The 23,821-nt window shown below is 49.0% G+C and carries 21 protein-coding genes; 6 read left to right on the plus strand and 15 right to left on the minus strand.

Translation table 11 applies throughout. The features are described from left to right. Positions 1-168 precede the first annotated feature (168 nt). Positions 169-2,226, plus strand: a complete 2,058-nt coding sequence (locus IY568_RS15210; RefSeq protein WP_194868017.1) for a glycoside hydrolase family 97 protein — start codon at positions 169-171, stop codon at positions 2,224-2,226. A 39-nt stretch (positions 2,227-2,265) separates the two neighbouring features. On the opposite strand, the gene IY568_RS15215 is transcribed toward IY568_RS15210, so the two are convergent. Further along, the gene (locus IY568_RS15215) at positions 2,266-3,429 is read right to left on the minus strand and encodes an MFS transporter (protein ID WP_125563096.1); all 1,164 of its coding nucleotides are present in this window, start codon (positions 3,427-3,429) and stop codon (positions 2,266-2,268) included. 80 nt (positions 3,430-3,509) lie between these two features. On the opposite strand from IY568_RS15215, the gene IY568_RS15220 reads away from it, so the two are divergent. Next, positions 3,510-4,316 carry an AraC family transcriptional regulator gene (locus tag IY568_RS15220; RefSeq protein WP_125563094.1) on the plus strand — a complete coding sequence of 269 codons (807 nt, stop codon included), beginning with the start codon at positions 3,510-3,512 and terminating at the stop codon, positions 4,314-4,316. Here the strand turns inward: IY568_RS15220 and IY568_RS15225 are convergent. After that, positions 4,313-5,629 carry an InlB B-repeat-containing protein gene (locus IY568_RS15225; RefSeq protein WP_194868018.1) on the minus strand — a complete coding sequence of 439 codons (1,317 nt, stop codon included), beginning with the start codon at positions 5,627-5,629 and terminating at the stop codon, positions 4,313-4,315. The two genes, IY568_RS15220 and IY568_RS15225, sit on opposite strands and share 4 nt — an antisense overlap. A 237-nt stretch (positions 5,630-5,866) precedes the next feature. On the opposite strand from IY568_RS15225, the gene IY568_RS15230 reads away from it, so the two are divergent. Then, positions 5,867-6,520 carry an XRE family transcriptional regulator gene (locus IY568_RS15230; RefSeq protein ID WP_194868019.1) on the plus strand — a complete coding sequence of 218 codons (654 nt, stop codon included), beginning with the start codon at positions 5,867-5,869 and terminating at the stop codon, positions 6,518-6,520. A 60-nt stretch (positions 6,521-6,580) separates the two neighbouring features. Here the strand turns inward: IY568_RS15230 and trpS are convergent, their stop codons facing one another. The 3 genes from trpS to rpe are packed head-to-tail and all read right to left on the minus strand — an operon-like array spanning position 6,581 to position 8,965. Continuing rightward, complete coding sequence (trpS, locus tag IY568_RS15235; RefSeq protein WP_138537821.1) at positions 6,581-7,585, minus strand: tryptophan--tRNA ligase; 1,005 nt, start codon at positions 7,583-7,585, stop codon at positions 6,581-6,583. A gap of 25 nt (positions 7,586-7,610) precedes the next feature. Continuing rightward, positions 7,611-8,276 (minus strand): HAD family hydrolase, encoded by a 666-nt coding sequence (locus tag IY568_RS15240; protein ID WP_010386217.1) that lies wholly within the window; start codon positions 8,274-8,276, stop codon positions 7,611-7,613. Then, the gene (gene rpe, locus IY568_RS15245; RefSeq protein ID WP_194868020.1) at positions 8,276-8,965 is read right to left on the minus strand and encodes a ribulose-phosphate 3-epimerase; all 690 of its coding nucleotides are present in this window, start codon (positions 8,963-8,965) and stop codon (positions 8,276-8,278) included. Before rpe ends, IY568_RS15240 begins: the two co-directional genes overlap by 1 nt. Positions 8,966-9,141: 176 nt before the next feature. Here rpe and IY568_RS15250 point away from each other — a divergent pair, with 176 nt between their 5' ends. Both IY568_RS15250 and IY568_RS15255 read left to right on the plus strand, forming a co-directional pair. Beyond that, positions 9,142-9,441, plus strand: coding sequence for a hypothetical protein (locus IY568_RS15250; protein ID WP_125563085.1), 300 nt, complete (start codon positions 9,142-9,144; stop codon positions 9,439-9,441). Positions 9,442-9,552: 111 nt separating this feature from the next. Further along, positions 9,553-9,738, plus strand: a complete 186-nt coding sequence (locus IY568_RS15255; RefSeq protein ID WP_125563083.1) for a DUF2970 domain-containing protein — start codon at positions 9,553-9,555, stop codon at positions 9,736-9,738. A 20-nt stretch (positions 9,739-9,758) separates the two neighbouring features. Here IY568_RS15255 and IY568_RS15260 read toward each other — a convergent pair whose 3' ends face one another. From IY568_RS15260 to IY568_RS15300, 9 genes are all read right to left on the minus strand, one after another. Further along, positions 9,759-10,589: a Dam family site-specific DNA-(adenine-N6)-methyltransferase gene (locus tag IY568_RS15260; protein ID WP_125563081.1), complete on the minus strand. Its 831-nt coding sequence runs from the start codon at positions 10,587-10,589 to the stop codon at positions 9,759-9,761. Between the two features lie 37 nt (positions 10,590-10,626). Then, positions 10,627-12,099, minus strand: coding sequence for an SPOR domain-containing protein (locus IY568_RS15265; RefSeq protein ID WP_194868021.1), 1,473 nt, complete (start codon positions 12,097-12,099; stop codon positions 10,627-10,629). Beyond that, positions 12,099-13,169, minus strand: a complete 1,071-nt coding sequence (gene aroB, locus IY568_RS15270) for a 3-dehydroquinate synthase (RefSeq protein WP_125563077.1) — start codon at positions 13,167-13,169, stop codon at positions 12,099-12,101. Before aroB ends, IY568_RS15265 begins: the two co-directional genes overlap by 1 nt. A 30-nt stretch (positions 13,170-13,199) precedes the next feature. Beyond that, entirely contained in the window at positions 13,200-13,718 is a 519-nt protein-coding gene (gene aroK / locus IY568_RS15275; protein ID WP_010386209.1) for a shikimate kinase AroK, read from the minus strand. A gap of 151 nt (positions 13,719-13,869) precedes the next feature. Next, positions 13,870-15,873, minus strand: a complete 2,004-nt coding sequence (locus tag IY568_RS15280) for a type IV pilus secretin PilQ (RefSeq protein WP_416365170.1) — start codon at positions 15,871-15,873, stop codon at positions 13,870-13,872. 55 nt (positions 15,874-15,928) lie between these two features. Beyond that, positions 15,929-16,468, minus strand: coding sequence for a pilus assembly protein PilP (locus IY568_RS15285; RefSeq protein WP_125563073.1), 540 nt, complete (start codon positions 16,466-16,468; stop codon positions 15,929-15,931). Beyond that, entirely contained in the window at positions 16,465-17,070 is a 606-nt protein-coding gene (locus tag IY568_RS15290; protein WP_049865187.1) for a type 4a pilus biogenesis protein PilO, read from the minus strand. The genes IY568_RS15285 and IY568_RS15290 overlap by 4 nt, the downstream gene beginning before the upstream one ends. Before the next feature lie 3 nt (positions 17,071-17,073). Then, positions 17,074-17,670, minus strand: coding sequence for a PilN domain-containing protein (locus IY568_RS15295; RefSeq protein ID WP_125563071.1), 597 nt, complete (start codon positions 17,668-17,670; stop codon positions 17,074-17,076). Further along, a complete protein-coding gene (locus IY568_RS15300; protein ID WP_058796913.1) occupies positions 17,658-18,737 on the minus strand; it encodes a pilus assembly protein PilM in 1,080 nt (359 codons plus the stop codon). The genes IY568_RS15295 and IY568_RS15300 overlap by 13 nt, the downstream gene beginning before the upstream one ends. Positions 18,738-18,961: 224 nt before the next feature. On the opposite strand from IY568_RS15300, the gene IY568_RS15305 reads away from it, so the two are divergent. Continuing rightward, positions 18,962-21,409: a penicillin-binding protein 1A gene (locus tag IY568_RS15305; RefSeq protein WP_125563069.1), complete on the plus strand. Its 2,448-nt coding sequence runs from the start codon at positions 18,962-18,964 to the stop codon at positions 21,407-21,409. A gap of 58 nt (positions 21,410-21,467) precedes the next feature. On the opposite strand, the gene metL is transcribed toward IY568_RS15305, so the two are convergent. After that, on the minus strand, positions 21,468-23,816 hold the full coding sequence (metL, locus tag IY568_RS15310; RefSeq protein WP_138537826.1) for a bifunctional aspartate kinase/homoserine dehydrogenase II: 2,349 nt from the start codon (positions 23,814-23,816) through the stop codon (positions 21,468-21,470). Between the last annotated feature and the right edge of the window lie 5 nt (positions 23,817-23,821).

Here is a 23,821-nt window from a genome sequence, read left to right on the forward strand (position 1 = left end):
TAAAAGCTCCTTGCGGTCTCGATTTAGTATAGGCCACAGATGTAGACCGGACGACCGTTAGTTTCCATTCATCGCATTTTCAAAGTGAATACGTATGCAGACAGTTCATGCCCGGACGAAGATAACAGTAAGCTAAACATTCACTCACATTTGCAACCGAGATAGTTTATGCGATTAGTCTTCAGTGCAACAGGCGTTGCTGTCACACTCTTAGCCGGTTTATTTACCACTGCAACACAGGCTGCGACATACAGTGTCAGCTCGCCAGACGGTAAACTCACCTTTCAAGTCAGCGATGACAATACCCAGCCCAGCTACCAGATCATGTTTAATAACCAAGCCGTGATTGCCCCCTCAAAGTTAGGGTTCGATTTTGCCCGCGCCCCCTCGCTGCGCGACGGACTGATCATCAGCAAAACCCAGCGCAACAGCGTAGATGAGCGCTGGCAGCAACCCTGGGGTGAGGCACGAGAAGTACACGACCATCACAATGAACTGGTTGTTACCCTGGCTGACAGTCAGTCAAAGCAGGCGCAATATACCCTGAGAATACGGGCATTTGATGACGGTGTCGGCTTCCGCTACGAAGTAGCTCAGGACTCTGCCCGCTATATCACCAGAGAACTGACTGAATTTGCTGTCGCTGACAGTGACAAGGCACAAGCTTGGTGGATCCCAGCTCGCGGCTGGAACCGCTATGAATATACCTATAACACCACAGCACTCCATGATGCAGCCCATGTCCACACCCCATTTACATTGAAAAACAAAGATGGTGTGCATGTCAGCATTCACGAAGCCGCACTGGTTGACTATGCCGCTATGACCCTGAACCAGCGTCGCCCCGGTACCTTTATCAGCGATCTGACCCCCTGGTCTGATGGCATTGCCGTAAAGACCAATGGCCACTTCAAAACCCCCTGGCGCACAATTCAGATTGGCGCCCAGGCAACTGATTTGCTGAACTCGCGCCTTATTCTCAACCTGAATGAGCCCAATAAATTAGGCGATGTATCCTGGGTAGAGCCAGGTAAATACCTCGGCATTTGGTGGGGCATGCACATCGGAAAGAACACCTGGGGCAGTGGTGAAAAACATGGCGCGACTACAGAACGCACTAAAGAATACCTGAGTTTCGCAGCCGAGCATGGCTTCGATGGTGTGCTGGTAGAAGGCTGGAATACCGGCTGGGATGGCGACTGGTTCTTCAATGGTGATGTATTCAGCTTTACAGAAACCTACCCGGATTTCGACTTGGATACCATTGCTAAACATGGCGAACAAGTAGGTGCCCGCCTGATCGGTCACCACGAAACCTCAGGTAATGTCAGCAATTATCGCGACCAGATGGCAGATGCCTTTGCCCTGTACGAAAAAGCCGGTGTCCGTCAGGTTAAAACCGGCTATGTTGCCGATGGTGGCAATATCAAGCGCATTGATGAGCGTGGTCACGCCCGGTTCGAATGGCACGACGGTCAGTTTATGGTTAATGAATACCTGGACAATGTGAAACTGGCGGCCAAACATAAGATCAGCATCAATACCCATGAACCAATTAAGGATACGGGATTACGCCGCACTTACCCTAACTGGCTGACCCGAGAAGGCGCACGCGGCCAGGAGTTTAATGCCTGGGGTACACCACCCAACCCACCTGAGCATACCACCATGCTGGCCTATACCCGTATGTTGTCTGGCCCGATGGATTTTACACCAGGTATTTTCGACATGAGTTTTAACGGCCTGGGCGACAAAACCAACCGCCCACAAACGACCCTTGCCAAACAACTGGCGCTATATGTTGTACTGTATAGCCCAGTGCAAATGGCCGCGGACCTGCCAGAAAACTATTTGGCAAAACCACAGGCCTTCCAGTTTATTAAAGACGTCCCGGCGGACTGGGAGCACAGTATCGCATTGGCAGGTGAAGTGGGCGACTATGTGGTCTTTGCCCGTAAAGAGCGCAAACGCGGTAAGTATTCGGGAAATGACTGGTATTTAGGTGCCATCACCGATGAACAGGCAAGAAGCATTAACATAAAGCTCGACTTCCTTGAGCCAGGCCAGCGTTTCGAAGCCCAGATCTATCAGGATGGCCCTAAGGCAGAATGGAAATACAACCCCTATGATCTGAGCATTCAAAAACAGATTGTCACGACACAAGATACCTTAACGCTGAAGCTCGCCACCAGTGGCGGCACCGCGATCCGCTTTAAGGCCCTTTAAAACACACATTAAAAGCCGCCCACACCGGGCGGCTTTTTATCAGGCAGCCACTTTTTTCAGATGCGGCGTAATGAACTGGCTGAGAATCAAAGAGCACCCCGCCAGGGCCGCACCAAAATAAAATACCAACGATTGGTCATACAACCACACCATGCCAAAGCTCGCCGGGATCACCACTGCCGCGATGTGATTAATGGTAAAACTCACTCCGGCCGTGGCGGCAATATCTTCTGGCTGGGCAATTTTTTGGAAATAGGTTTTAAGCGCAATGGCCATCGCAAAGAAGATATGATCCACTAAATATAATACCGCCGCTAATTGCGCAGACTCGACCAGCGCATAGCCAATAAAGACCAAAACCAAACCTGAATACTCCAGCGTCAGGGCCTTTTGCTCACCAATCTTGCTAATCATCTGACCAATTTTTGGGGCCACGAAAATATTCACAAGGTGGTTGAGCATATACAAGGCAGTGATCTCGGCCACATCAAAGCCGAACTTTTCCACCATCAAAAAACCGGCAAACACCATAAAGATTTGACGACGGGCGCCGGAGAAAAAGGTCAGGACGTAATACAGACTGTACTGTTTTCTTAGAATGAGTTTTTTATGTTGCGTGGCTTGTTGAACGAAGTGCGGGTGCGTCAGCGCCATAAACAAGGTCAGTACCAGTCCGGCCCCGCCAAATAACAAGTACACCCACACATAATCGGTCGCCATCCAGGTAAATGCCACCCAGATGAGCCCGAACGTCACTAAAGAGGCCATCGATTTTATCGACAGTAAACGGCCCAATTGCTCGGGTGCCTCTTCCTTAGTGAACCACTGCAAGCTCAGCGATTGATTCAGTGTTTCAAAATAGTGGAATCCAATAGACATCAGCACCGTCGTGGCATACAGGCCATACACACTCGGGAAAAACCCTGTCAGTGCCACACCTATCGACAACAAACATAAACTGATCAAGGCAAAGGTTTGTTCCTTCAGCACCAGCAACACAAACACAGCTGTAAAAGCCAGGAAACCTGGGATTTCTCGCAGTGATTGCAACATGCCAATATGCGCACCTGTAAACGCAGCCTGTTCAATCGCAAAGTTATTAAGCAAGGCATTCCAGGCAGAAAATGTCATAGCCATGACGATGGTTGCCAGCACCATAAAGCTCATCGGGGAAGGCACAAAAAGTCGGGTCGGGTTTTTCATTCACAGTCCTTAAGCACATTGATTGCCGTTATCGGCCCGGTTAGTATATGAGCTGTTCACACTGGCTAATATGGGAAATCATGACACAAAGTTTATCAAATCGGACAGATGCATCCTGGCGCAGTGTGTCCAGCCGATTCAAACGCAAAGTACTGGGCAGACCCATCTTCCCCCGACCCACCACGATGCCTGCCAACGAGCATGTGCGGCCCCATAGCCATCACTGGGGGCAAATCACCTATATCAGCGACTCAGTGATGACCATTTTCACACCTCAGGGCACCTTTGTTATTCCGCCGCAACAGGCCTTGTGGATCCCGCCCAACGTAGAGCATGAGACTTTCTGTCGTTATGGCGGGCATTTTCGTAGTGTCTATATTGATGAAAAGTATGCAGCCATCCTGGGCGATCAGGCGAAAACCCTGGTGGTCGATGCGCTGCTGAAAGAAATGATCCTCACTATCTGCACCTGGCCTGAAGATTATCTGCTCGACGATAAGACCGAACGCTTTATCCAGGTGTTCATTGACAGATTAGAGCTGGCACCTACCAGTGCGTTTTTCATTCCCAAAGCCGATGATCATCGCCTGCTGCCAATTGTCAGTGAACTGTATTCTAACCCGGGCTGCGCACTTACTCTTGAACAGTGGGGTGAGCAGGTGGGCGCATCAGCCAGAACCCTTAATCGCCTGTTTCACAAGAGCTTTGCAATGAGCTTTAGTCAATGGAAGCAGAAGCTCAGAGCGCTGCGTGCCGTTGAAATGCTCACCGCAGGTGAAACCCAGCAAGCCACCGCTTTGCAACTGGGGTTTGAGTCCAGCTCAGCATTCAACAGTGCATTTAAAAAGTTTTTCGGCACCACACCCGGGCAATATCTAAAGCGTTAAGGCGGGTTATTCAGATACAAAGCCTGCAATGGTCCGGTTTCTAACCACGCACGCATCAACTGGCGCTGACTCAACGAAAACATCTTCTGCCTGTTATCATAGACATTGGTATTCATAAAGTTCATCGTCAGATCTGCATTCACGCAATCAGTCTGCGCCAACCCATCACAGGTCAGGTGACGATGAGTGTTTTGGTCATTCCACGGCGGATTAGTATGACCAATTAACCCCAGAAAGTGCCCTAACTCATGCGTCAGCGTTTTGCCCTGATCATAATTTAGCTCTCGAGGTGCGATGGTGCCAAATAGTCCCTGCTCTACCGACACACCAATATATAGCTCAGGCGCCATGCCCGGGACATGTGCCCTGCCACCCAACACCGGTTCATTGAACCGGGTACGTGACATGCCCACCCAGATATTAATGTAACGGTCTGTCGGCCAGGCATCCGATCCACCCGCATCGCTGCGGGCAAAGGGGTATCCCTCCAGCGCAAAGACACTCGTTGTGGCATCGACCCGCACGATCCCCGAATGAGACTGGCCATCTGGATCTTTGTCAGCCAGATAAAACTGGATCCCAGTGTCTGCAACAAAAGGGGAATAGGTATCGGGGATAGTCTCAAGTTCGGCGTTATTTTTGCCGCGAAAATGCAAATTCGTGGCCCGTAACTGAGATAAGATCTGCGCATCACTGAGTTCAAAATGGCCATTATTCAGTACATGTACGACGACCGGTAACCGGATCCGCGTGAGCGCCTCAGGCTCAGGAAGGTAAGGTAAAAATAACGCACTCACAGTACAAGGCCCAGTCACTTCGGGTAGGTGATAAGTGTACTGGGTTAGTGTGCCATTACATCCCCCAACGCGCTCCAGAATATGATCGCTGTTCGGTGTAAAGACAAACTCAGCAGCGCTGCCATGCACAATTTGCTGGGTGCTGATGTCCACATTTCCACCCTGACTAACGGTCGCATCCAGACGATACTGGATAGGTGAAAAACGTGCCTGTATTTGACAACTTTGCTCGACCCGCTCTACCCGATAAGCAACCCCCGTGCGTTTACCCCCGCAACCGCTCAGCGCCACCAGCTCATAACCCGCCCGAGGTTTCGCGATAAACTCAGCGGCTTTACCCTTGCCAACCTGAAGGCTTGCCGGCTCCAACACTCCACCCCCTTCGCTATGTGCTGAAATGGTCAACAAGTCTGGTGTATCCTTAGGTGCTGAACTATCATCGCTGCCACCCGAGCAAGCGGTTAATTGACTCAGTAGCATCCCCAGCACTAAGGCCCTTTTAATCACATAATTCATCGCTCCTTCTCCTCTTTTCCTGAGTTATATGCCGTCGCAATCAAGTCGACTTCAGTAAGTTATTATAGGAACAAGCAGCTCGCAAACTGTTATGTAGCTGGTTAAAAATGTCGCAATTTGTAATTCCCTCCCCCCAAGCTGGGCAGACATTGAGCAATCAGGTGTCAGTAGCTGTACAGCATCGCAATAGGCAAGTACTCTGAGGCCCTTCCTTTGTTGTAACCTGTATGGGGTGTCATGAGCACAGCATTTTCACGCCGATTTATTACTTTGATCGACCAGTTTAGCGCCGGCAACAAACGTCAGTTTGCGCTCCTCACTGGCAAGTCGCCGTCACACATTTATCGTATTTGTCGTGGCCTGAGCCGACCATCCGTTGCCTATTTGGAACATTTATACAGCTTGTTCAGTATTGATCTAAATTGGCTGCTTACCGGTGAGCAGCCCACAGAGCACGCGCCGATGACGGGCAGTCAGGAAATGCTGATGGTGCCTAAACTGGATGTTGAGGCCAGTGCCGGTTTTGGTAGCATCAATGGCAGTGAAGATATCACAGAGCAGTTTGCCCTGAATAAGCGCTGGCTCAGTACGCAACTGGGCGTGCACAGTGAACAATTGGCGTTTGTCACTATCCGGGGAGACAGTATGCTGCCAACCTTGCAGCATGGCGACATGGTGCTGGTTGATTTAAGCCAGCGTGACGCGAATAAACGCGGCGTTTATGTACTGCAAACCGAAGATGGTCTGATGGCTAAGCGCCTGCAACAACAACGAGATCATATTAGCGTAGTGAGTGATAACCCGGACTACCCAGCCTGGCAAATCCATGCCGAAAATGCCCAACAGCATGGTATTGCGGGCAGAATTGTCTGGTGCGGCCGCAGTATGTGATCTTCAAACAGCAAAAAGCCAGCGTATAAGCTGGCTTTTTTGTGGTTGTGACCTGGCTGATTACGGGCGCGGGATAAAGCCCAGCGCGTCGTATGCCGCTTTTAGTGTTTTCTCTGCACGAGCACCTGCTTTTTCTGCACCAGAACGCATGATCTGATCCAGCAACGCTTGATCTTCACGGATCTCTTTGAAACGCGCCTGCATAGGCTCCAACATAGCCACCACGGCATCGGCCGTGTCTTTTTTCAGATGACCATACATTTTATCTTCATACTCTGGCACCAGATCGGCCACATCACGCTTGGTCGCCACCGACAATAGTGTCAGCAGGTTAGATACGCCTGGCTTTTCTTCTCGGTCAAAGTAAATGCGCGCTTGTTCGTCTGAGTCCGTCACCGCTTTTTTCAGTTTCTTCTCAATCTTTTTCGGCTCATCCAGCAGCATAATATAGGCATTTGGATTATCGTCCGATTTCGACATTTTCTTCAATGGATCTTGCAAGCTCATCACCCGGGCACCCAGCTCTGGGATATACGGCTCAGGTACTTTGAATACATCACCATACAGGTTGTTGAAACGTGTCGCGATATCACGAGTCAGCTCAAGGTGCTGTTTCTGATCTTCACCCACCGGAACCTGATCAGCCTGATAAAGCAGAATATCAGCCGCTTGCAATACCGGATAAGCAAACAAGCCCACGTTAACATTGTTAGTGTTTTTCGCTGACTTGTCTTTAAACTGAGTCATGCGATTGAGTTCGCCCATTTGTGCATAGCAGTTCAGCACCCAGCTTAACTGCGCATGCTCTGGTACCTGTGATTGCACAAATAACGCTGACTTTTCTGGGTCAATGCCACACGCGGCATACAAAGCAACACCATCCAAAACGCGATCACGCAGGACATTTGGCTCCTGGCGAATGGTGATGGCGTGCAAATCAACCAGCATAAAGAAACAATCATGATCTTCCTGTAGCTTAAGCCACTGGTTAATGGCACCCACATAATTGCCTATTGTCATACCACCGGTTGGCTGAATGCCACTTAACACTACTGGTTTAGTCATTGTGTTCCCTTACTCCTAGTTTGATTTAAGGTTGATTTAAAATGGGGATTATATCCAAGAAGCCCTCACAGAGGTACTGTGGATTAAACTGGGCCAGATCCAGTCCTTGATTGTACCCATATTTGAGTGCAATCACAGGTATTTCAGCAGCCTGAGCGGCCAAAATATCGCTTTTTGAATCGCCGACCATGATGGCCGTGTGTGGTTCGATGTTAAGTTGCTGACAGGCTGACAAGAGCGGCTCGGCAGCCGGCTTTTTCTGACCGTCATCACCACACACCACAACATCAAAATGCTGGCTGAGGTTAAGGTTATCGAGTAGCTGTACTGTAAACTCACGACTCTTGTTGGTTACGACGGCCTTGGGCACATGACTGAATGCAGCCAGTACCGTTTCAACATTGGCATAGAGCAAAGAGTATTGCCCAACCAGGGCCCGATAATGGCCTGCAAAACGAGTTTGTGCCTCAGCGACCACACGCGGCGGTAGCTCAGCGTTAACATCATGACTGCCGCTTAAACCACGCTGCACCAATACATCGATGCCGTTGCCGACCCAGGTCAGTACCTGAGCGCGGCTCACCACAGGAAAAGCCACTTCAGTTAACGTCAAATTAAGCGCCATATACAAGTCATGCGCACTGTCGACCAGCGTGCCGTCGAGATCAAATAAAATACCCTGGTAGCGCATTAGCCCACCTTAGCGAGCTCAGAACGCATCGCATCAATGACCGTCCGGTAGTCTGGTTGATTGAAAATCGCTGAGCCAGCAACAAACATATCAGCCCCCGCGGCCGCTACCTCAGCTATATTGTCGACTTTAATGCCACCGTCCACCTCCAGGCGGATTTTACGACCACTGGCATCTATGCGCTCGCGTACCTGGCGCAACTTATCCAGCGTCTGCGGGATAAAGCTCTGACCGCCAAAGCCGGGATTGACAGACATAAGTAAGATTTGATCCACTTTATCCATTACATAATCCAGATAATGTAATGGCGTTGCCGGATTAAGTACCAATCCAGCCTCACAGCCTTGTTCCTTAATCAAACCCAGACTGCGATCTATATGTTCACTGGCTTCAGGATGGAAAGTAATGATATCTGCACCCGCTTTTGCAAACTCCGGGATCAGGCTATCCACGGGTTTGATCATCAGGTGCACATCAATTGGGGCGGTTATGCCATAATTGCGCAGCGCCTCACAGATCATCGGGCCAAACGTCAGATTCGGGACATAATGATTATCCATCACATCAAAGTGCACGACATCCGCGCCAGCATCTAACACCCTGGCAACGTCTTCACCCAACCTTGCAAAGTCGGCAGACAAAATAGATGGTGCAATTAAGAACTCAGAATTATTATTGTTCTGCGACATACTACCCCCTGAAACAAAATGTCAGCGGCTACTGTAACTCATCTTAACGCTAAAAACACCTGATTGTTAGGCACTGTTAATTTGCGAGCAGCTGCCATTTTTGCAGGACAAAGCGATTGTTTAATAAACATACATAGTGTACTATTTATAGATAACTATTCACTGGGGATATGGTTATGTTAAGTCGGCTTAAAACACGGACGCTTTTACTTACAGCTGCTTTAGTCTTGTCTGCTGGCGTGGTTTCGTTCAGCGGTGACGATGACTTAGTCGCAAAAAATGAGATGTGCCAGTGCTCTACCACTCAGGTCAGTCAGCACGCATCATCAAATTTATGTAAGCTGGAGTCACACACTAGTTGGTATGCCTGGTTAACTGGCGGCAGTAGTAATGCGCAGTTCCACTACCTTGATCTGCTTGAGCTACTACTGGGATCTGGTGACGAGCAAACGTCGAGTCAATTTTCACAATTCTAATTGATACCAACACGCTTAAGTACGCCTTCAATCGGGCAAGTCATTAAGGCGAGTTGGTATTCATACACTATACTGTTAGGTATCTCGTTGCATATTAGGAGCCAGGATGCCGTGACAGAACGATTCTTTATACTTATTCAAAGTGTACTTGCTGCGATGTTTGGTGTGCAAAGCCAGGCTAAATATCGTGTCGATTTCAGCCAAAAACACTTTTGGCCTTTTGCCTTGCTAGCCGTGTGTTTTGTTATCGCACTGGTTATCGCCTTGGCCTGGTTTGTTAATGCAGTTGTATTATGACATGCCAGCCATCAATGCGCTCATTCGTGATATAAGGCCATCAGCTCATCAACCCGGTTACGTCCCGAGCCTTTAGGGCTAATGGTTCTTTTTACCTGGATCACATCCAGGTGAGCCTGGCTGTAGATCTTGCGCGTGAGCACCGTGTCATGGTTGGATATCAGTACGGGTGTTTGCTGTTCAAAAGCGGCCTTTTCTGCCAGGTTAGCGAGTTGTGCCTGATCGTCAAAGTTAAACCCCCCTTTGGCATAGGCTGTGAATGAGGCGGTTTTACTCAGCGGCACATAGGGCGGATCACAATACACTACGGCCTTATTCGGAATACGCTTGAAGACTTGCTCATAACTCAAACAGGTGAAGGTTGCCTGTTGTGCTTTTTCTGAGAAAAAGTACAGCTCATTTTCCGGAAAATAGGGGCGCTTGTATTTACCAAAGGGCACGTTAAAAATGCCCTTCAGGTTATAGCGACAAAGCCCATTGTAGCCATGCCGGTTCATGTACAAAAACAGAATAGCCCGCTCATAAACATCAATGCTTTCATTGAACTGCTGACGGTACGCATAATAGGCATCGGGATGATTGTTCAAATCAACAAACAGCTTTCTGGCATCACTAATGAACTCGTCTGGAGTGCGTTGCAACTCTTTGTACAGATTAATCAGGTCCGCATTAATGTCATTGAGTATATAGTGCTTGAAGTGACTATTTAGAAAGACAGATCCAGCCCCTACAAAAGGCTCCACCAGAGTTTCGGCCTCTTCATTTGCGGCTTGCAAGCGCTTGGTAATTTCTTCCACCAAGGCATATTTTCCACCTGCCCATTTTAAGAAAGCTCTGGTCTTTTTTTGCATGATCTGACTAGTTACCCCAAAGTAGCGCGATTCTACACTATTTTTGCGTTTGTGACTGTTGGATTTGTTGCTTAATTTGCACGATACGTTTAAAAAACGGCTGCCCTGCTAACACGGCTTCAGGTAATTCAGTCCGGGCCTGTTTCGCGTCATCTAAGGTTGCAAATGGCGCCAGGGTAACAAACCACCACGCCTTGCCTGCGCGCATAACCTGAGCAGTTCGGATCTGCGACAACTTATGTTGCTCGATATATCGCCGTGCCACGGACTCGTCAGTCACAGCCAGCAGTTGAATTGTCCAGGCATTGCTGTCTTGCGCCATAAACCAGGCATTGTCCGATAAGCTTGAAACCGGATCCGGCTGCACCTGAGGTTCTGCGATAATGTCGGGTTGTGGCGTTTCAATCTGCTCATTGATGTCTGTGTGCTCAGCATCGCCGCTCAGAATATCTGGTTGCGTCAGCACTTGTGCGACTGCTGCCGACGCATTGGGTGTACTGTGTGCATCTCTGTCAGACTCGGTAGTGTGTTCAGAGCCTTCTTCACTGGCTTCGATTTGACGCGCGTCCACAGCAGTGTGATCCAAGGTTAACGCGCCGAGTATAGATTGCACATCATGCTGCAAAGGAGCCTGAGTGTCACTACTCTCTGATTGTTCTGCCAATGTCTCGGAAACGGGCTGCGCGGTTTCATCCGAGAGCGCCTCTTGCGCCGTCAACACAGTCGGCTCAGGCAATGCCTCAACCGAGGTTGCGCCAACATCCTGTTGCAGACGCAATAAATCGGCCAAATCTTTTTGGTAAAGCAGCGCGACCAGAAACAAGGCCGTAATCACAACAAAAGCACCCAAAAACCCTTTCCATTGCCGACTACTCATTGTTTGTTTAGATTTCAATGTCAATTGATGCTGATTTTGCTGCCATTCGAGCAAAATACTGGGGTTACCACCTGCTTCGCTCAAAAAGGTGCTAAATATTGGGTCTTCTGAAGGCGGAAGCTCTGGAAAAAACATCGCCATCAGGCGGCGACTTTCTATTAATGATAAGGGCTCCAGATGAATATCCAGCGCCTCAGGCAGTAACTTAGGGGCTTGTCCAGTTACCAGAATATACAGAGTATCCGGGGCCTTTTTAGCCAGCAGTTGAAGCTCCTGGATGAGCTCATCACTCAGATGACGTGCACCATCAATGACCCAGAGACAAGGGCCACAAGGCTGCTCATTATACAAAACAAAGAAATTTTCACTTAATGACAACTTGTGATCAACCAGCGGTGCGCGAAAGCTATTTTCTAGCAGTTGCTGAACCAGCTCTGTGTCTTTGGTATGCGCACCCAATTTAACAAAAGCTTTGCTAAAATCAGGGTACTTATCTGTGATGAAAGACTCAGCCAGATAACTTTTACCTAGCCCTGAGTTACCAACCAGGCAGATCAGGTTTTGTCCATATTCAAACTGCATTGCAATCCGGTCGACCAGAGCGGCACGACTCGGTAAGATTTGCGACTGCATCAGTGCCCTATTAGCTGGCCTAAGGTGTCATCAGATACGTCATCAACCAGCTGGCACTTGCCCAGACTGGTGGGTACGATAAAGCGGATCTTACCTTGTTTGTTTTTCTTATCTTTACGCATATGGGAAATAAACTGCGATGTTGTCATCGATGCGGGTGGGGCAACTGGCAGTTGATACATTTCTAGCAATGCTGCGATACGCGCAACTTCATGCTCTGTCAATGCACTTCTAAGTTGTGCCAGACGAGCCGCTAGCATCATTCCTGCAGCGACCGCTTCACCGTGAAGCCATACACCGTAGCCCATCTGCGCTTCAATGGCATGGCCAAACGTGTGCCCCAAATTCAGCAATGCACGCAACCCAGCTTCTTTCTCATCTTGTGCGACAATTTCAGCCTTGATAGCACAGCAGCGATGGATCACTTGCATCAGCAGGTCAGTGTCCAACTCGCGCAGTGCATTGCCATTGTGCTCAAGTAGCGTCAGAAAGTCTTTATCGTAGATCAGACCGTACTTGATCACTTCAGCCATGCCTGCCGCAAACTCACGTGGTGGCAAACTCTTCAGTGTATTGGTATCAATAAACACCGCTTTAGGCTGATAGAAAGCACCTATCATATTTTTACCTAAAGGATGATTGACGGCTGTTTTGCCACCCACTGACGAATCAACCTGAGACAATAAGGTTGTCGGGATCTGGATAAATGGCACTCCACGCTGATAGCAAGCTGCGACAAACCCGGTCAGATCACCAACAACGCCGCCACCTAAGGCGATCAGGCAGGTATCTCGCCCGCAGTTGTGCTCAAGCAAAAAAGCGTTAATGCGCTCAAACCACTCCAGAGATTTATATTGCTCCCCGTCAGGAATGCAAAAATGAAGCGGTGCTTTGCCTTCTAACTGCGTGAGTAATGTATCCAGATACAGAGGCGCAACGGTCTCGTTGCTGATGATAACGGGGCGAGCATTGCCAATATGCTGCAATAACCGCCCCTGATCGGTAAGAAGATCTTGGCCAATATAGATAGGATAGCTACGCTCGTTTAAATCTACTGTTAATTCAAGCATGTGCCGTCACCTCCTATCTAGCCTACATGTTTAGAAATCTAACTTCTCAATGATTTGATTAGCAACCACTTTGGCGCTTTGTTCATCTGTGCGTACAACATGATCCGCCACTTCTTTATAAAGTGGTTCACGTTCATCTGCCAGACGCACTAATACGTCGCGTGAATCTTCTTCTGTTTGTAGCAAAGGACGACGCTTATCGCGTTGGGTACGAGCTACTTGCTTCTCAATTGGGGTCTCAAGATAAACCACAATACCACGAGCAGATAGTTTGTTACGTACCTCTTTACTGATGACCGAGCCGCCGCCAGTAGCCAATACGATGCCTTGCTTTTCGGTAAGATCGGAAATCACGGTCTCTTCGCGACGACGAAACCCTTCTTCCCCTTCAATGTCGAACACCCAGGAGATATCAGCACCAGTGCGGCGCTCGATTTCTTGATCTGAATCGAAGAACTCCAGATGTAATTGGTCCGCAATGTGACGACCAATCGTGCTCTTACCAGCCCCCATTGGGCCTACCAGAAATATATTACGTTTCTCAGCCATATCTTTTTAGTACAAACGAACTCTAAAATTTGAAATAAAACCCCGCCTAACGACCTGGCCCCAAAATTAAGGAGGGGATTATCTCAGCAATCAATGCGTGATTTCAAGTCAAAAGGTAACTTTCACGCCCATTATTGTTATTTTAGTCTGACTAGAGTGAATCATGCATGATCTTAGGTGTCACAAAAATCAATAACTCTCTCTTTTCATTGATTTCTCGTGTGTTCCTAAATAGGACACCTAAGTAGGGTACATCTCCCAGCACAGGCACCTTGCTCACCGCATTGGTCATTTCCTGCTGATAAATGCCCCCTAACACAACCGTCTGACCATTCTCTACCAAGACCTGAGTCTGGATCCTTTGTGTATTTATCGCCACAGCCGGGCCATTGGCTGTCTGTACTGTATCACCCCGAGTGTCCTGGGTTATGACCAGATCTAAAATAATTTTATTATCCGGCGTAATTTGTGGTGTCACCTCTAAACTCAGTACCGCTTTTTTAAACTGGACGGTCGATGCACCACTGGAAGCCGACTCCACATACGGGATCTCCGTACCCTGCTCGATGCGCGCCGTTTTCTGGTTTGCAGTCGTAATACTGGGTGTGGCGATGATCTCACCTTTGTTCTCTTGCTCTAACGCAGACAATTCCAGATCTATCAAAGTACCGTCTGACAACTTGGCAATGTGCATGCCCAAACTACCCGCCGGGTTTTGTACTGGCAAATTCACATTTAACCGTTCAGTCAAATCAGGGATCGTGCCACCAGACAACTTATTGGTTGCTTCCAGCGAACCAGAAATGGCGTCTGTCCCTTGCTGGTCACTGAATCCCCAACGGATCCCCAAGTCTTCCTGAATGTTATCTGACACCGTAACCATACGCGATTCGATGCGTACCTGCTTAACCGGCACATCCAGCGTCTCGACCATGCGTCTGACGTTTTCAATGCTGCGCGAAGTATCCTTGATCAACAAGGTATTGGTTCGTTTGTCCACTGAAACACTGCCACGCAGGCTAATGATGGAATTTTCATCTGTTTTTAGTAAATCAGCGAACTCTTCTGCTTTGGCGTAGTTAAGCTGAATGTACTCACTATATAAAGGTTCCAGCTCTTCAACCTGACGCTTGGCCTGCAACTCTTTCGCTTCTCTGGCTGCCAGCTCTTCAGACGGCGCCACCATCAAAATCGCCCCTTCCATGCGTTTATCAAGCCCTTTCACCCGCAACACTACGTCCAAGGCCTGATCCCAAGGTACACCATCCAGGCGCAAGGTAATGTTGCCTGTAACCGAATCACTGGTGACCAAATTAAAGTTATTAGTATCAGCGATTATCTGCAACACAGAACGGATCGGGATATCCTGAAAGTTCAGTGTGATCGGCTGTCCCTGATAATTTTTCGTATCCGCATACGAAAATTCCTGCTCATCTTTTTCTACTGTCAGAGTAAAGATGTTGTCTAATTGCTGATAATTGAACTTAAAAGCCCCATTAGGTTTGATCACCAAACGGCTTTTTCCCTCTTCACGGAAAGTTTCAACCGTACTCACAATGGTGCCAAAGTCAACAACGTCCAGCTCGTATAATAGCTCATCCGGGATGGCAATATGATGAAAGTCTGCGTAAATCTGCCCGCCTCGCTCCTGCACATCTATCGCCGCCTGACTGGAGTCCAGAAAGGCCAGGATCTGAGCGGCACCCTTATCTGTGCGCCGGAAGTCTATATTCTGGATCCGATTCATTGCACTGTGCAACGTATCTGGTTGTGCATCCTCGCTAGAAACCGGAATAGGCTGGTCTGAAACTTTAATATACACCAGATTATTCTTAACCTCAGTGCGGTAGAGTTTGAGCGCAGCCATTTCAACACTCAGGACAAATCCACCTTGCTCCATCCTGCTCTTGATCTGCTCGATACCGGCTTGGTTTACTTTGAGCAGTTCCAGGCTTTCCTCATATTCAGCATCCGGGAAAAACAACTCAATACGTGCAGGTTCATTCAACACCTGGACTTTGGGTTCAATCGCCAGCTTTTCGTCAAACACAAGCTGTAACTCAGTCTCTCCGGTCGGCACCGGGTTATAACGCACATCGTACAGCATTGGCATTGCCTGGGCGAATAACGCTGTGCCCATTAAAACACCACCCATCAGAGTTTTCACAACGTGTTTGATCCCGTCGCGCGCAATCATATTTTCACCTTTTTTATTCTTCACTGGCACCGACGTCCTCGGCTTCCACCATTTCGACTTTGCTCAGGCGCTCTTTCCAACATCCCGTTCCGTCCGGGATCAGTTCCATCAGCTCCAGATGGTCGGCTTGTACGCTCACCACTTTACCGTGGTACAAACCCATGTATTCATTTTTCTTTATTCTGAACAAACCTTGCTCGCCAGCTCTAATCAACGCCCATACCGTCTCACCACGTGTGATCGTCCCTTTCATCATCAAGTTGTCCAGCGCGTATTTTTCTAGCGGGTCTCTGGGACGATTCGGATCTGGGTGAAGACAATTTTTAACCTGTACCAGGCGGCTTTCAATAACTTCCGGTTGCGGGGCAACAAAGGGGCTGCGTAGCTGAGCCGCACTGTAAGGGAAGTGCTCAAACCGGGCCATCTCGGGCATAGGATCTATGCTCGGGGTTGCATTCGCCTGCACCCGATCAATAAACTCTTTCTGTTCTGCGGTGTTATCGTTACACCCTGTCAGTGCAATCACCGCAAACAAAACCAGCAGACGCCTCATTCTTCAGTCTCCTGCTCGTAGCGGTAGGTTTTTGCTACCACGCTAAACACCAACTGATTATTGCCTGCCCCCTCAATCCGAAAATCGTGCAAACTCACAATACGCGGCAACTGCGCCACTTTACTGACAAACTCACCAAACTCGTGATACGTCCCCACCACTTCGAGATTAATTGGCAGTTCCGTATAAAATTCTTTTTTGATCTCAGGTAGCCAGCCAATTTTTAGAAACGTCAGGCCACTGGACGTACCAACATACGTTAAGTCATCGAGCAAACCCGGGGTTTCATTTGAGGTTGGTAGTTTTCTTAATAGTTGAGAAAACTGCGCTTCCATGTCCTGCATCTGCTGTCGATATAATTCCAGATTATTTGCCCGACCATATTTGACGCGATAGCTGGTACGCAACTCTTCTTCTTTTTTAACCGCACGCTCAAAGCTTGCCACCGACGCAGACACTAACATGCTGTATCCTACGACCAGCATGATCACCACCACCACAGCGCAACAAATAGCCTTCACTGGCATTGGCCATTCGCCAATGTTATCCAGTTCAATTTCGTTCCAGTCGATCTCCTGCAGCGACTTCAAGTCTAGTTTCATGGCCTAGTTCTCCGCCTGCGTTGTCTGAGCTAACTCGGCGCGTTCTTTCTCCATTTGAGCGAACGTTTTAACGTAAAAATTCATTGTGAAATTACTCAGTAAACGCTCTTCGCGTTCACCGGCGACAATCCCCTGAAGTAACGGATCGCGTAATAAATAGGACGACTCGACAGCCCGCAACATTTGCGACAAGCGGTTGTTCGATTCGCTTCGACCTATCACTTTGATCATATTCTTTTGCCGTTCCAGGCTCGTCAAATAAACGCCCGCAGGCACAACGCGTGTCACTTCATCAATAATCTGGGTGCCCAAATTACGGTTGCTCTGCAACTCTTCAATCAATCGGATCCGGCGCTGCAGATTTTCTTTTTGTTGGTTCAACCCACGAATTTCCCCGATCCGCTTATCCAGCTTTTTAATCTCACTGGACAGATAAAGATTTTTGATTTCCTGCCCTTCTTTAAGGGTGTCATAAAATGCACCAATACCGTACATCAGCGCTAAACTGGCTGCGACGATGATCCCCAAAATGGTCAGGAATTTTTGCTGAGAAGCCTGCCGTTGCTGCTCACGCCAGGGCAGTAAATTTATATGTGGCATGATGAAAAGCTCCTCAATGCCAACCCGGTTGCGATGGCAAACTGCGCTCTGTGATTATTCAGTACACCTCGATCCACTTTAGGCGCTATTTCCATATTCGCAAACGGATCCGCCACAATCGCATGCACACCCAGTTCATCCACAAGCAAACGGTCGAGCCCTTCCACTTGTGCAGTACCACCGGTTAAAACAATGTAGTCGACCTGCTCCTGGCCACTGGTCGTCATAAACATTTGTAACGCGCGACGCACCTGCTGTAACAGCGAGGTCTGGAATGGCGCGAGCACTTCAAAGGTATAATTCGGCGGCAAATCACCGGTGGTTTTTGCCAACTCGGCCTGATCAAAGCTCTTGTTGTAATACGCAACAATGCTATTGGTGTACTGCTCTCCACCAAAAACCTGGTCCCGGGTATATAACGTTTTACCGGACTGTACGACACTCACTAAAGTCACCACGGCGCCAATATCGATGATCCCTACGACCTTATCGTAAGCATCAGAGGGAAGCTGACCATATAAAACTTCTGCGGAGCGCGCGAGGGCATAGCTTTCAACATCTACGACTTTCGCTTTCAAGCCTGCTTCTTCCAGTGCACTAACGCGGGCCTGCACGCTTTCTGTTCTGGCCGCGGACAACAACACATTGACTTTGGAGGGATCCGCTTCATTCACTGTTAGTTTTTCGAAATCCAGACTGACTTCATCAAGTGGGTAAGGGATCAGGCTGTCGGCCTCAATCGCGATTTGTGATTCTAATTCGGCATCGCTTAACGACACATCCATAAAAATCATTTTAGTGATAACCGTTTGCCCGGAGACAGCAACAGCGGCAAAGTGACTGGTTTTTGGCAAACGCTTACGTATTTTACTGATGACTTTACCAACCGCTTCAATATCCTGGATGGCGCGCTCTTTCATTGCCCCCTTGGGTAAAGGTTCAATGGCGACGGCCTCAACCCGGTACCCTGCGCTTGATTCAGCCAATAAAACAGCCTTTACACAGTGTGAGCCTATGTCTACCCCGACCATCATTGGAGCTTGTTTTTTTAAGAATTGACGCAACATGCCGTTAGCCCAAGTATCCAGAATTCTGTACAGTGTTAATTAAGAGTTTAGTCATTTAGGTACAGTTTGGCGAAAAGCGTTATACTACTTGCCAACTTTCGGCCACACTCCCATGCACCTTCTTTAGGCACAAAGTAATTTACGCAAAAATTATTAATCGTTTTTTAATCAGGATATACTAACAGCGTCCGATTGTAATTGGGAGTCTCGCTAGGGATAAATTCGTGAATTTATTAAAAAGATTACTACAACTTATACTGCTTTGCACGACACTGGGCCTGCTTACCTTGTTCGGCCTTTATTACTATGTCAAATCTGACATTCCCAGTGTAAAGGTTTTAAAAGATGTACAGCTGCAAACCCCAATGCAGGTCTTTACCCGCGACGGCAAACTGATCAACCAGTTTGGCGAGAAACGCCGTATTCCGGTTAAAATTAACGAAATTCCAGAGCCTTTACTCCAGGCTTTTCTGGCCACCGAAGACAACCGTTTTTATGATCATTTTGGTATTGATCCGATCGGCATTGTGCGTTCATTTATTGTCCTGGTCAGTACCGGAGAGAAAAAGCAAGGCGCCAGTACCATCACCATGCAGCTGGCACGAAACTTCTTCCTGACCCGGGAAAAGGCCTATATTCGTAAAGTGAAAGAGATCTTTATCGCGTTACATATCGAACGCTTACTCAATAAAGACGAAATTCTTGAACTTTACCTCAATAAAATAGAACTGGGTCATCGTGCCTTTGGGATTGGGGCCGCCGCCCAAGTGTACTATGGCAAGGAGCTAAACGAGCTGAGCCTGGCGCAAATGGCAATGCTGGCCGGCCTGCCCAAAGCCCCTTCAGCGCTCAACCCAATCCGTAACCCACAACGAGCTAAATTGCGCCGAAATGTCGTGTTGGGCAGGATGCTGACTGAAGGCTATATTTCTCAAGCTCAGTACAACGAAGCCACTCAGGCACCTATCACAGCTAAACGCCACGGCGCTGAAATAGAACTCTATGCCCCCTACATATCGGAAATGGTCCGTGCTTACATGGTGAAAACCTATGGTGAGGACCAGGCCTACAACTCAGGGTTTAAAGTCTATACCACAGTCGAATCCAATGTTCAGGCCGCCGCACAGCAAGCCCTGATCGACAACCTGCACGCTTATGATATGCGACACGGCTTCCGTGGCCCGCAGGCGCAATACTGGCAGCCGGAGGAGGCCCCCTGGACGACTACTCAGATCCTGGAAAGGCTGCGCAATGTCAAAGAGATAGACCCGCTTCAAGCTGGTGTTGTAACAGCACTGGAGGAGCAAAGTGCAACTGTGTTGCTCAAAGACGGCTCCTCAGTCACTGTGCCCTGGTCCGGATTAAAATGGGCGCGTGCTTACATCACAGAACGCCGCCAGGGATTACCGCCGAAACAAGCGAGTGATATTCTCGCGCCAGGTATGCAAATCTGGGTACGTTACAAAGACCAGAATTGGCAACTTAGCCAACAGCCCCAGCCTGCAAGTGCTCTGGTGTCATTGGATCCTCAAAGTGGCCGCATTAAAGCCCTGGTTGGCGGCTATAGCTTCCGTCAAAGCCAGTACAATCGGGCTGTTCAGGCCAAACGCCAGGTTGGTTCAAACATCAAGCCATTTATCTACTCGGGTGCACTGGAGGCTGGCTATACGTTGTCGACCATCATCAATGATGCTCCGATCAATCATTGGGATAAAAGCATGGGCGTCGCCTGGCGTCCGAAAAACAGCCCAGATGTGTACAGTGGCCCTATCCGTATTCGCCGTGCCCTGGCTCAATCGAAAAACGTTGTATCAGTACGCTTGCTGCGGGGTATGGGGCTCAACGAAGCCGCCGATCATATTCTCAAGTTTGGTTTCAATAACGAGGACATTGTGCGCAGTGAATCGCTGGCTCTGGGAAGTGCGTCATTGACGCCGCTGGAAATGGCCCGCGGTATGAGTGCCTTTGCCAATGGCGGCCACTTGGTCGAGACCTATTTTATTGAAAAACTCACTGACAGCTACGGCAACGTTCTGGGAGCCGCCCAGCCACTGACCATCTGTAGTGAAGAAGAGTGGGAAATCGATCAATACACTTGTGCACCGCGGATCATCTCGGAACAAAATGCATTTTTAATCGCTGATGCGATGAAAAGCGCGATCTGGGGCGGCGGCAGCTGGAAACACAAAACCGGCTGGACCGGCACGGGTTGGCGCGCGCAGGCGCTTAAACGCAAAGATCTGGCTGGCAAAACGGGCACCACCAACAGCTCGGTCGATACCTGGTTCACGGGGTTTAATCGCAACGTATTAACCACCGTCTGGGTCGGGTTTGACGATCCGGGTAAATCACTGGGCCGCGCCGCGTACAACGCTAACCTGGGTAAACAACAAGTGGTCGGTGCCGAAGCAGGTGCCACGTCTGCATTACCTGGCTGGGTACAGTTTATGCGTACAGCGTTACAAGACGAACCACTTGCACCGATTGATCCACCTCCGGGCCTGGTGTCTGTGCGCATCGATTTAAAAACCGGGTTATTGAGTGAGCGTAACGACCACACCAGCCGTTTCGAGTACTTTGAACGCGGCACAACCCCAACAAAATACGTGCTAGAAACAGGCTCAAGTACGCCATTTGAAGAGCAACTCCCGGATACAGAAGAGCTGTTCTAAAAACCACAACGCAAAAAGGCCAGTGTCAATCACTGGCCTTTTTTGTCTTTCTTTTTTGTTATCTCAGCTGCTGTGTTAACCAGTATAGGTCGGAATGGATCCCCGCAGCGGTGACTTCTTTACCCGCACCAGGTCCTTGAATCACTAAAGGATTTTGTTCATACCACTGGGTGGTTATCACAAAAATGTTGTCCCCCGGGGTCAAATTGGCAATCGCGCTCCCCTGAGCAACTTGCGCAATCCCCACTTTGGCATGGACTGTTCCTGATGCGTCAATCTCTAGGGCACCGGTATACCTCAGCACTTTATCAGCGGCCTGGGCTGCTTCCTGACGCTGCTGATAAAACGCATCTAACTCATCTTTGCGTGCCAAAAAGGTGTCCCAGCTGCCTTCAGCCAGTGTCTCAGGCATCAACGCCTCTAATGCAATGTCGTCCAGCTCCAGCTGTAACCCCAGTTCACGCGCCAGGATCAGCAGCTTGCGCTGCATATCGCGACCGGATAAATCTTCTCTGGGATCCGGCTCGGTATACCCCATTTCTTGTGCTGCCAAAACCAGCTCAGAGAAAGGACGAGTGCCATCAAAACTGCTACACAACCAGGATAAAGTGCCCGAAAACACCCCTTCAATGCGCACAACTCTGTCACCGCTATTTTGCAGATCCGCCAGCGCAAAATTAACTGGCAGTCCCGCACCAACACTGGTGTTATAACGCCACAGCAAATTACGTTCCTGTAACTGAGTACGCAATGCCTGGTACCAGTCATGCTGCGCAGTTCCGGCATACTTATTTGCACTGATCAAATGGCAATCATGGGCCGCAAAATCCGGGTACAGCTGGCTAAATGTCTCACTGGCAGTGATATCAATCACCACCTTATGTTCGTAATCAAGCTCACTGATACGATCCAGCAACTCTTCATGCGAGTAATCCAGCGCTTCACTTTGCCACTGCTGCTGCCATTGCGACACAGTTAAACCACTCGGGCAAAACACCATTTTCTGTGAGCGTAACAGTGCTACCACTTTAAGATCAAACTGGCTTTGCAGGCGCGTAATTTGTTGCTGACACTGGCTCAGGAAGACCTCACCAACGTTGCCCAGACCGGCGATGATCACCGCCAGTTCACGTCCCTTATTCACCAGTTTATCATGCAAAATAGCCAATACATCACTGTCAATGGCCTGATCGGTCAGGAATAAAGCATAGTCTGTCGCACTGTGAGTGAAGCGCACCACCACTGCCTGTTCATCCAGCACCGTCTGTGCCTGACGCACCAACGGAGCAATGTCCGGACAAGGTGCAACCACAGCAAAGCCACGTAGGTGTGACTCGACGATGGTGACCCGGCCACTCAGGCGTAAAACAACCTGATGTGTAAACTCGCTAGGCACCAATAGGTAATCTTCACCGTTTTGGTTGAAGTGATGAATGCCATGCTGAATAAGCTGACTAAGCGCCCCGACTTCTCCCGAAACCAGGGTATCAACCCGCAATAAATCCAGGTCACCAAAAGTGGTCACAAAGCGCTTTTCTTTACTGTAACCTTGCTTAACCACTTCAGTGCCCTGCACGTCTGGCTCAAAGCTGCTGCGTACCTGTAGCTTAATGGCGGTTTCTTTAAGTGGTGACAGTGTTTTTGCGTGCAATACCGGGTTGCCAAGCCGTGCCAGCAAATTAGCCTGAGCACGGCACACTTTGCTGTACTTGATTGCATTACCCACTTTGCGCGGATCGGTGCTAAAAACGCCCGGCGTGTCAGTCCAGATTGACACTGACGCGGCATCTAAATAATTGGCCAATAATGTAGCGCTATAATCACTGCCATTACGCCCTAATGTCACCGTATTCCCAGCACTATCAGCAGCAATAAACCCAGTCACCACATAAATTTTGTCCTGATCGAGTGCCTGATGACAGGCACTGCGATTTTGACTGTGCATCAGCTGTCCCTGATGCTGAGTAAACAAAGTGCGTGCATCAATATCCTGAGCGGCAATATTCAAAGTGTTCAACAAGGCAGCCAATAAACGTGCTGACCAGATCTCGCCAAACGCCAATAACGGGGCTTCAAGTAGCTGACGCGACTGCGCCTGGCGACCGATACTGCTCAACTCATCACGTAATTCAGAGACCAGCGAGGATTGCTGCGCTGCGGAAAATAGCTCATCAATCAGCTGCAACTGATGGTTTTCCACTTGCAGCAAGATATCGCTAAAGGCTCGTTCGTCCTGCTGCTGATAACTGTGCCACAAGGCAACCAAGGTATTGGTAGTTTTACCTGCTGCCGATACCACGATACAGTCACCGCTCTGGCACTGTCCAATGATGATATTGGCAACCGCCTGATAGCGAGCAGCCGAGCTTAAGCTCGACCCGCCGAATTTATGTACTGCTTTTGTCATTTCTT

Origin of the sequence: Pseudoalteromonas sp. PPB1 (assembly GCF_015356275.1) — a bacterium.
Classification (GTDB): Bacteria; Pseudomonadota; Gammaproteobacteria; order Enterobacterales; family Alteromonadaceae; genus Pseudoalteromonas; species Pseudoalteromonas rubra_D.

Coding starts and splice junctions, on each gene's coding strand:
- IY568_RS15210 (WP_194868017.1), top strand. CDS start 169: ATGCGATTAGTCTTCAGTGCAACAGGCGTTGCTGTCACACTCTTAGCC.
- IY568_RS15215 (WP_125563096.1), bottom strand. CDS start 3,429: ATGAAAAACCCGACCCGACTTTTTGTGCCTTCCCCGATGAGCTTTATG.
- IY568_RS15220 (WP_125563094.1), top strand. CDS start 3,510: ATGACACAAAGTTTATCAAATCGGACAGATGCATCCTGGCGCAGTGTG.
- IY568_RS15225 (WP_194868018.1), bottom strand. CDS start 5,629: ATGAATTATGTGATTAAAAGGGCCTTAGTGCTGGGGATGCTACTGAGT.
- IY568_RS15230 (WP_194868019.1), top strand. CDS start 5,867: ATGAGCACAGCATTTTCACGCCGATTTATTACTTTGATCGACCAGTTT.
- trpS (WP_138537821.1), bottom strand. CDS start 7,585: ATGACTAAACCAGTAGTGTTAAGTGGCATTCAGCCAACCGGTGGTATG.
- IY568_RS15240 (WP_010386217.1), bottom strand. CDS start 8,276: ATGCGCTACCAGGGTATTTTATTTGATCTCGACGGCACGCTGGTCGAC.
- rpe (WP_194868020.1), bottom strand. CDS start 8,965: ATGTCGCAGAACAATAATAATTCTGAGTTCTTAATTGCACCATCTATT.
- IY568_RS15250 (WP_125563085.1), top strand. CDS start 9,142: ATGTTAAGTCGGCTTAAAACACGGACGCTTTTACTTACAGCTGCTTTA.
- IY568_RS15260 (WP_125563081.1), bottom strand. CDS start 10,589: ATGCAAAAAAAGACCAGAGCTTTCTTAAAATGGGCAGGTGGAAAATAT.
- IY568_RS15265 (WP_194868021.1), bottom strand. CDS start 12,099: ATGCAGTCGCAAATCTTACCGAGTCGTGCCGCTCTGGTCGACCGGATT.
- aroB (WP_125563077.1), bottom strand. CDS start 13,169: ATGCTTGAATTAACAGTAGATTTAAACGAGCGTAGCTATCCTATCTAT.
- aroK (WP_010386209.1), bottom strand. CDS start 13,718: ATGGCTGAGAAACGTAATATATTTCTGGTAGGCCCAATGGGGGCTGGT.
- IY568_RS15280 (WP_416365170.1), bottom strand. CDS start 15,873: ATGGGTGGTGTTTTAATGGGCACAGCGTTATTCGCCCAGGCAATGCCA.
- IY568_RS15285 (WP_125563073.1), bottom strand. CDS start 16,468: ATGAGGCGTCTGCTGGTTTTGTTTGCGGTGATTGCACTGACAGGGTGT.
- IY568_RS15290 (WP_049865187.1), bottom strand. CDS start 17,070: ATGAAACTAGACTTGAAGTCGCTGCAGGAGATCGACTGGAACGAAATT.
- IY568_RS15295 (WP_125563071.1), bottom strand. CDS start 17,670: ATGCCACATATAAATTTACTGCCCTGGCGTGAGCAGCAACGGCAGGCT.
- IY568_RS15300 (WP_058796913.1), bottom strand. CDS start 18,737: ATGTTGCGTCAATTCTTAAAAAAACAAGCTCCAATGATGGTCGGGGTA.
- metL (WP_138537826.1), bottom strand. CDS start 23,816: ATGACAAAAGCAGTACATAAATTCGGCGGGTCGAGCTTAAGCTCGGCT.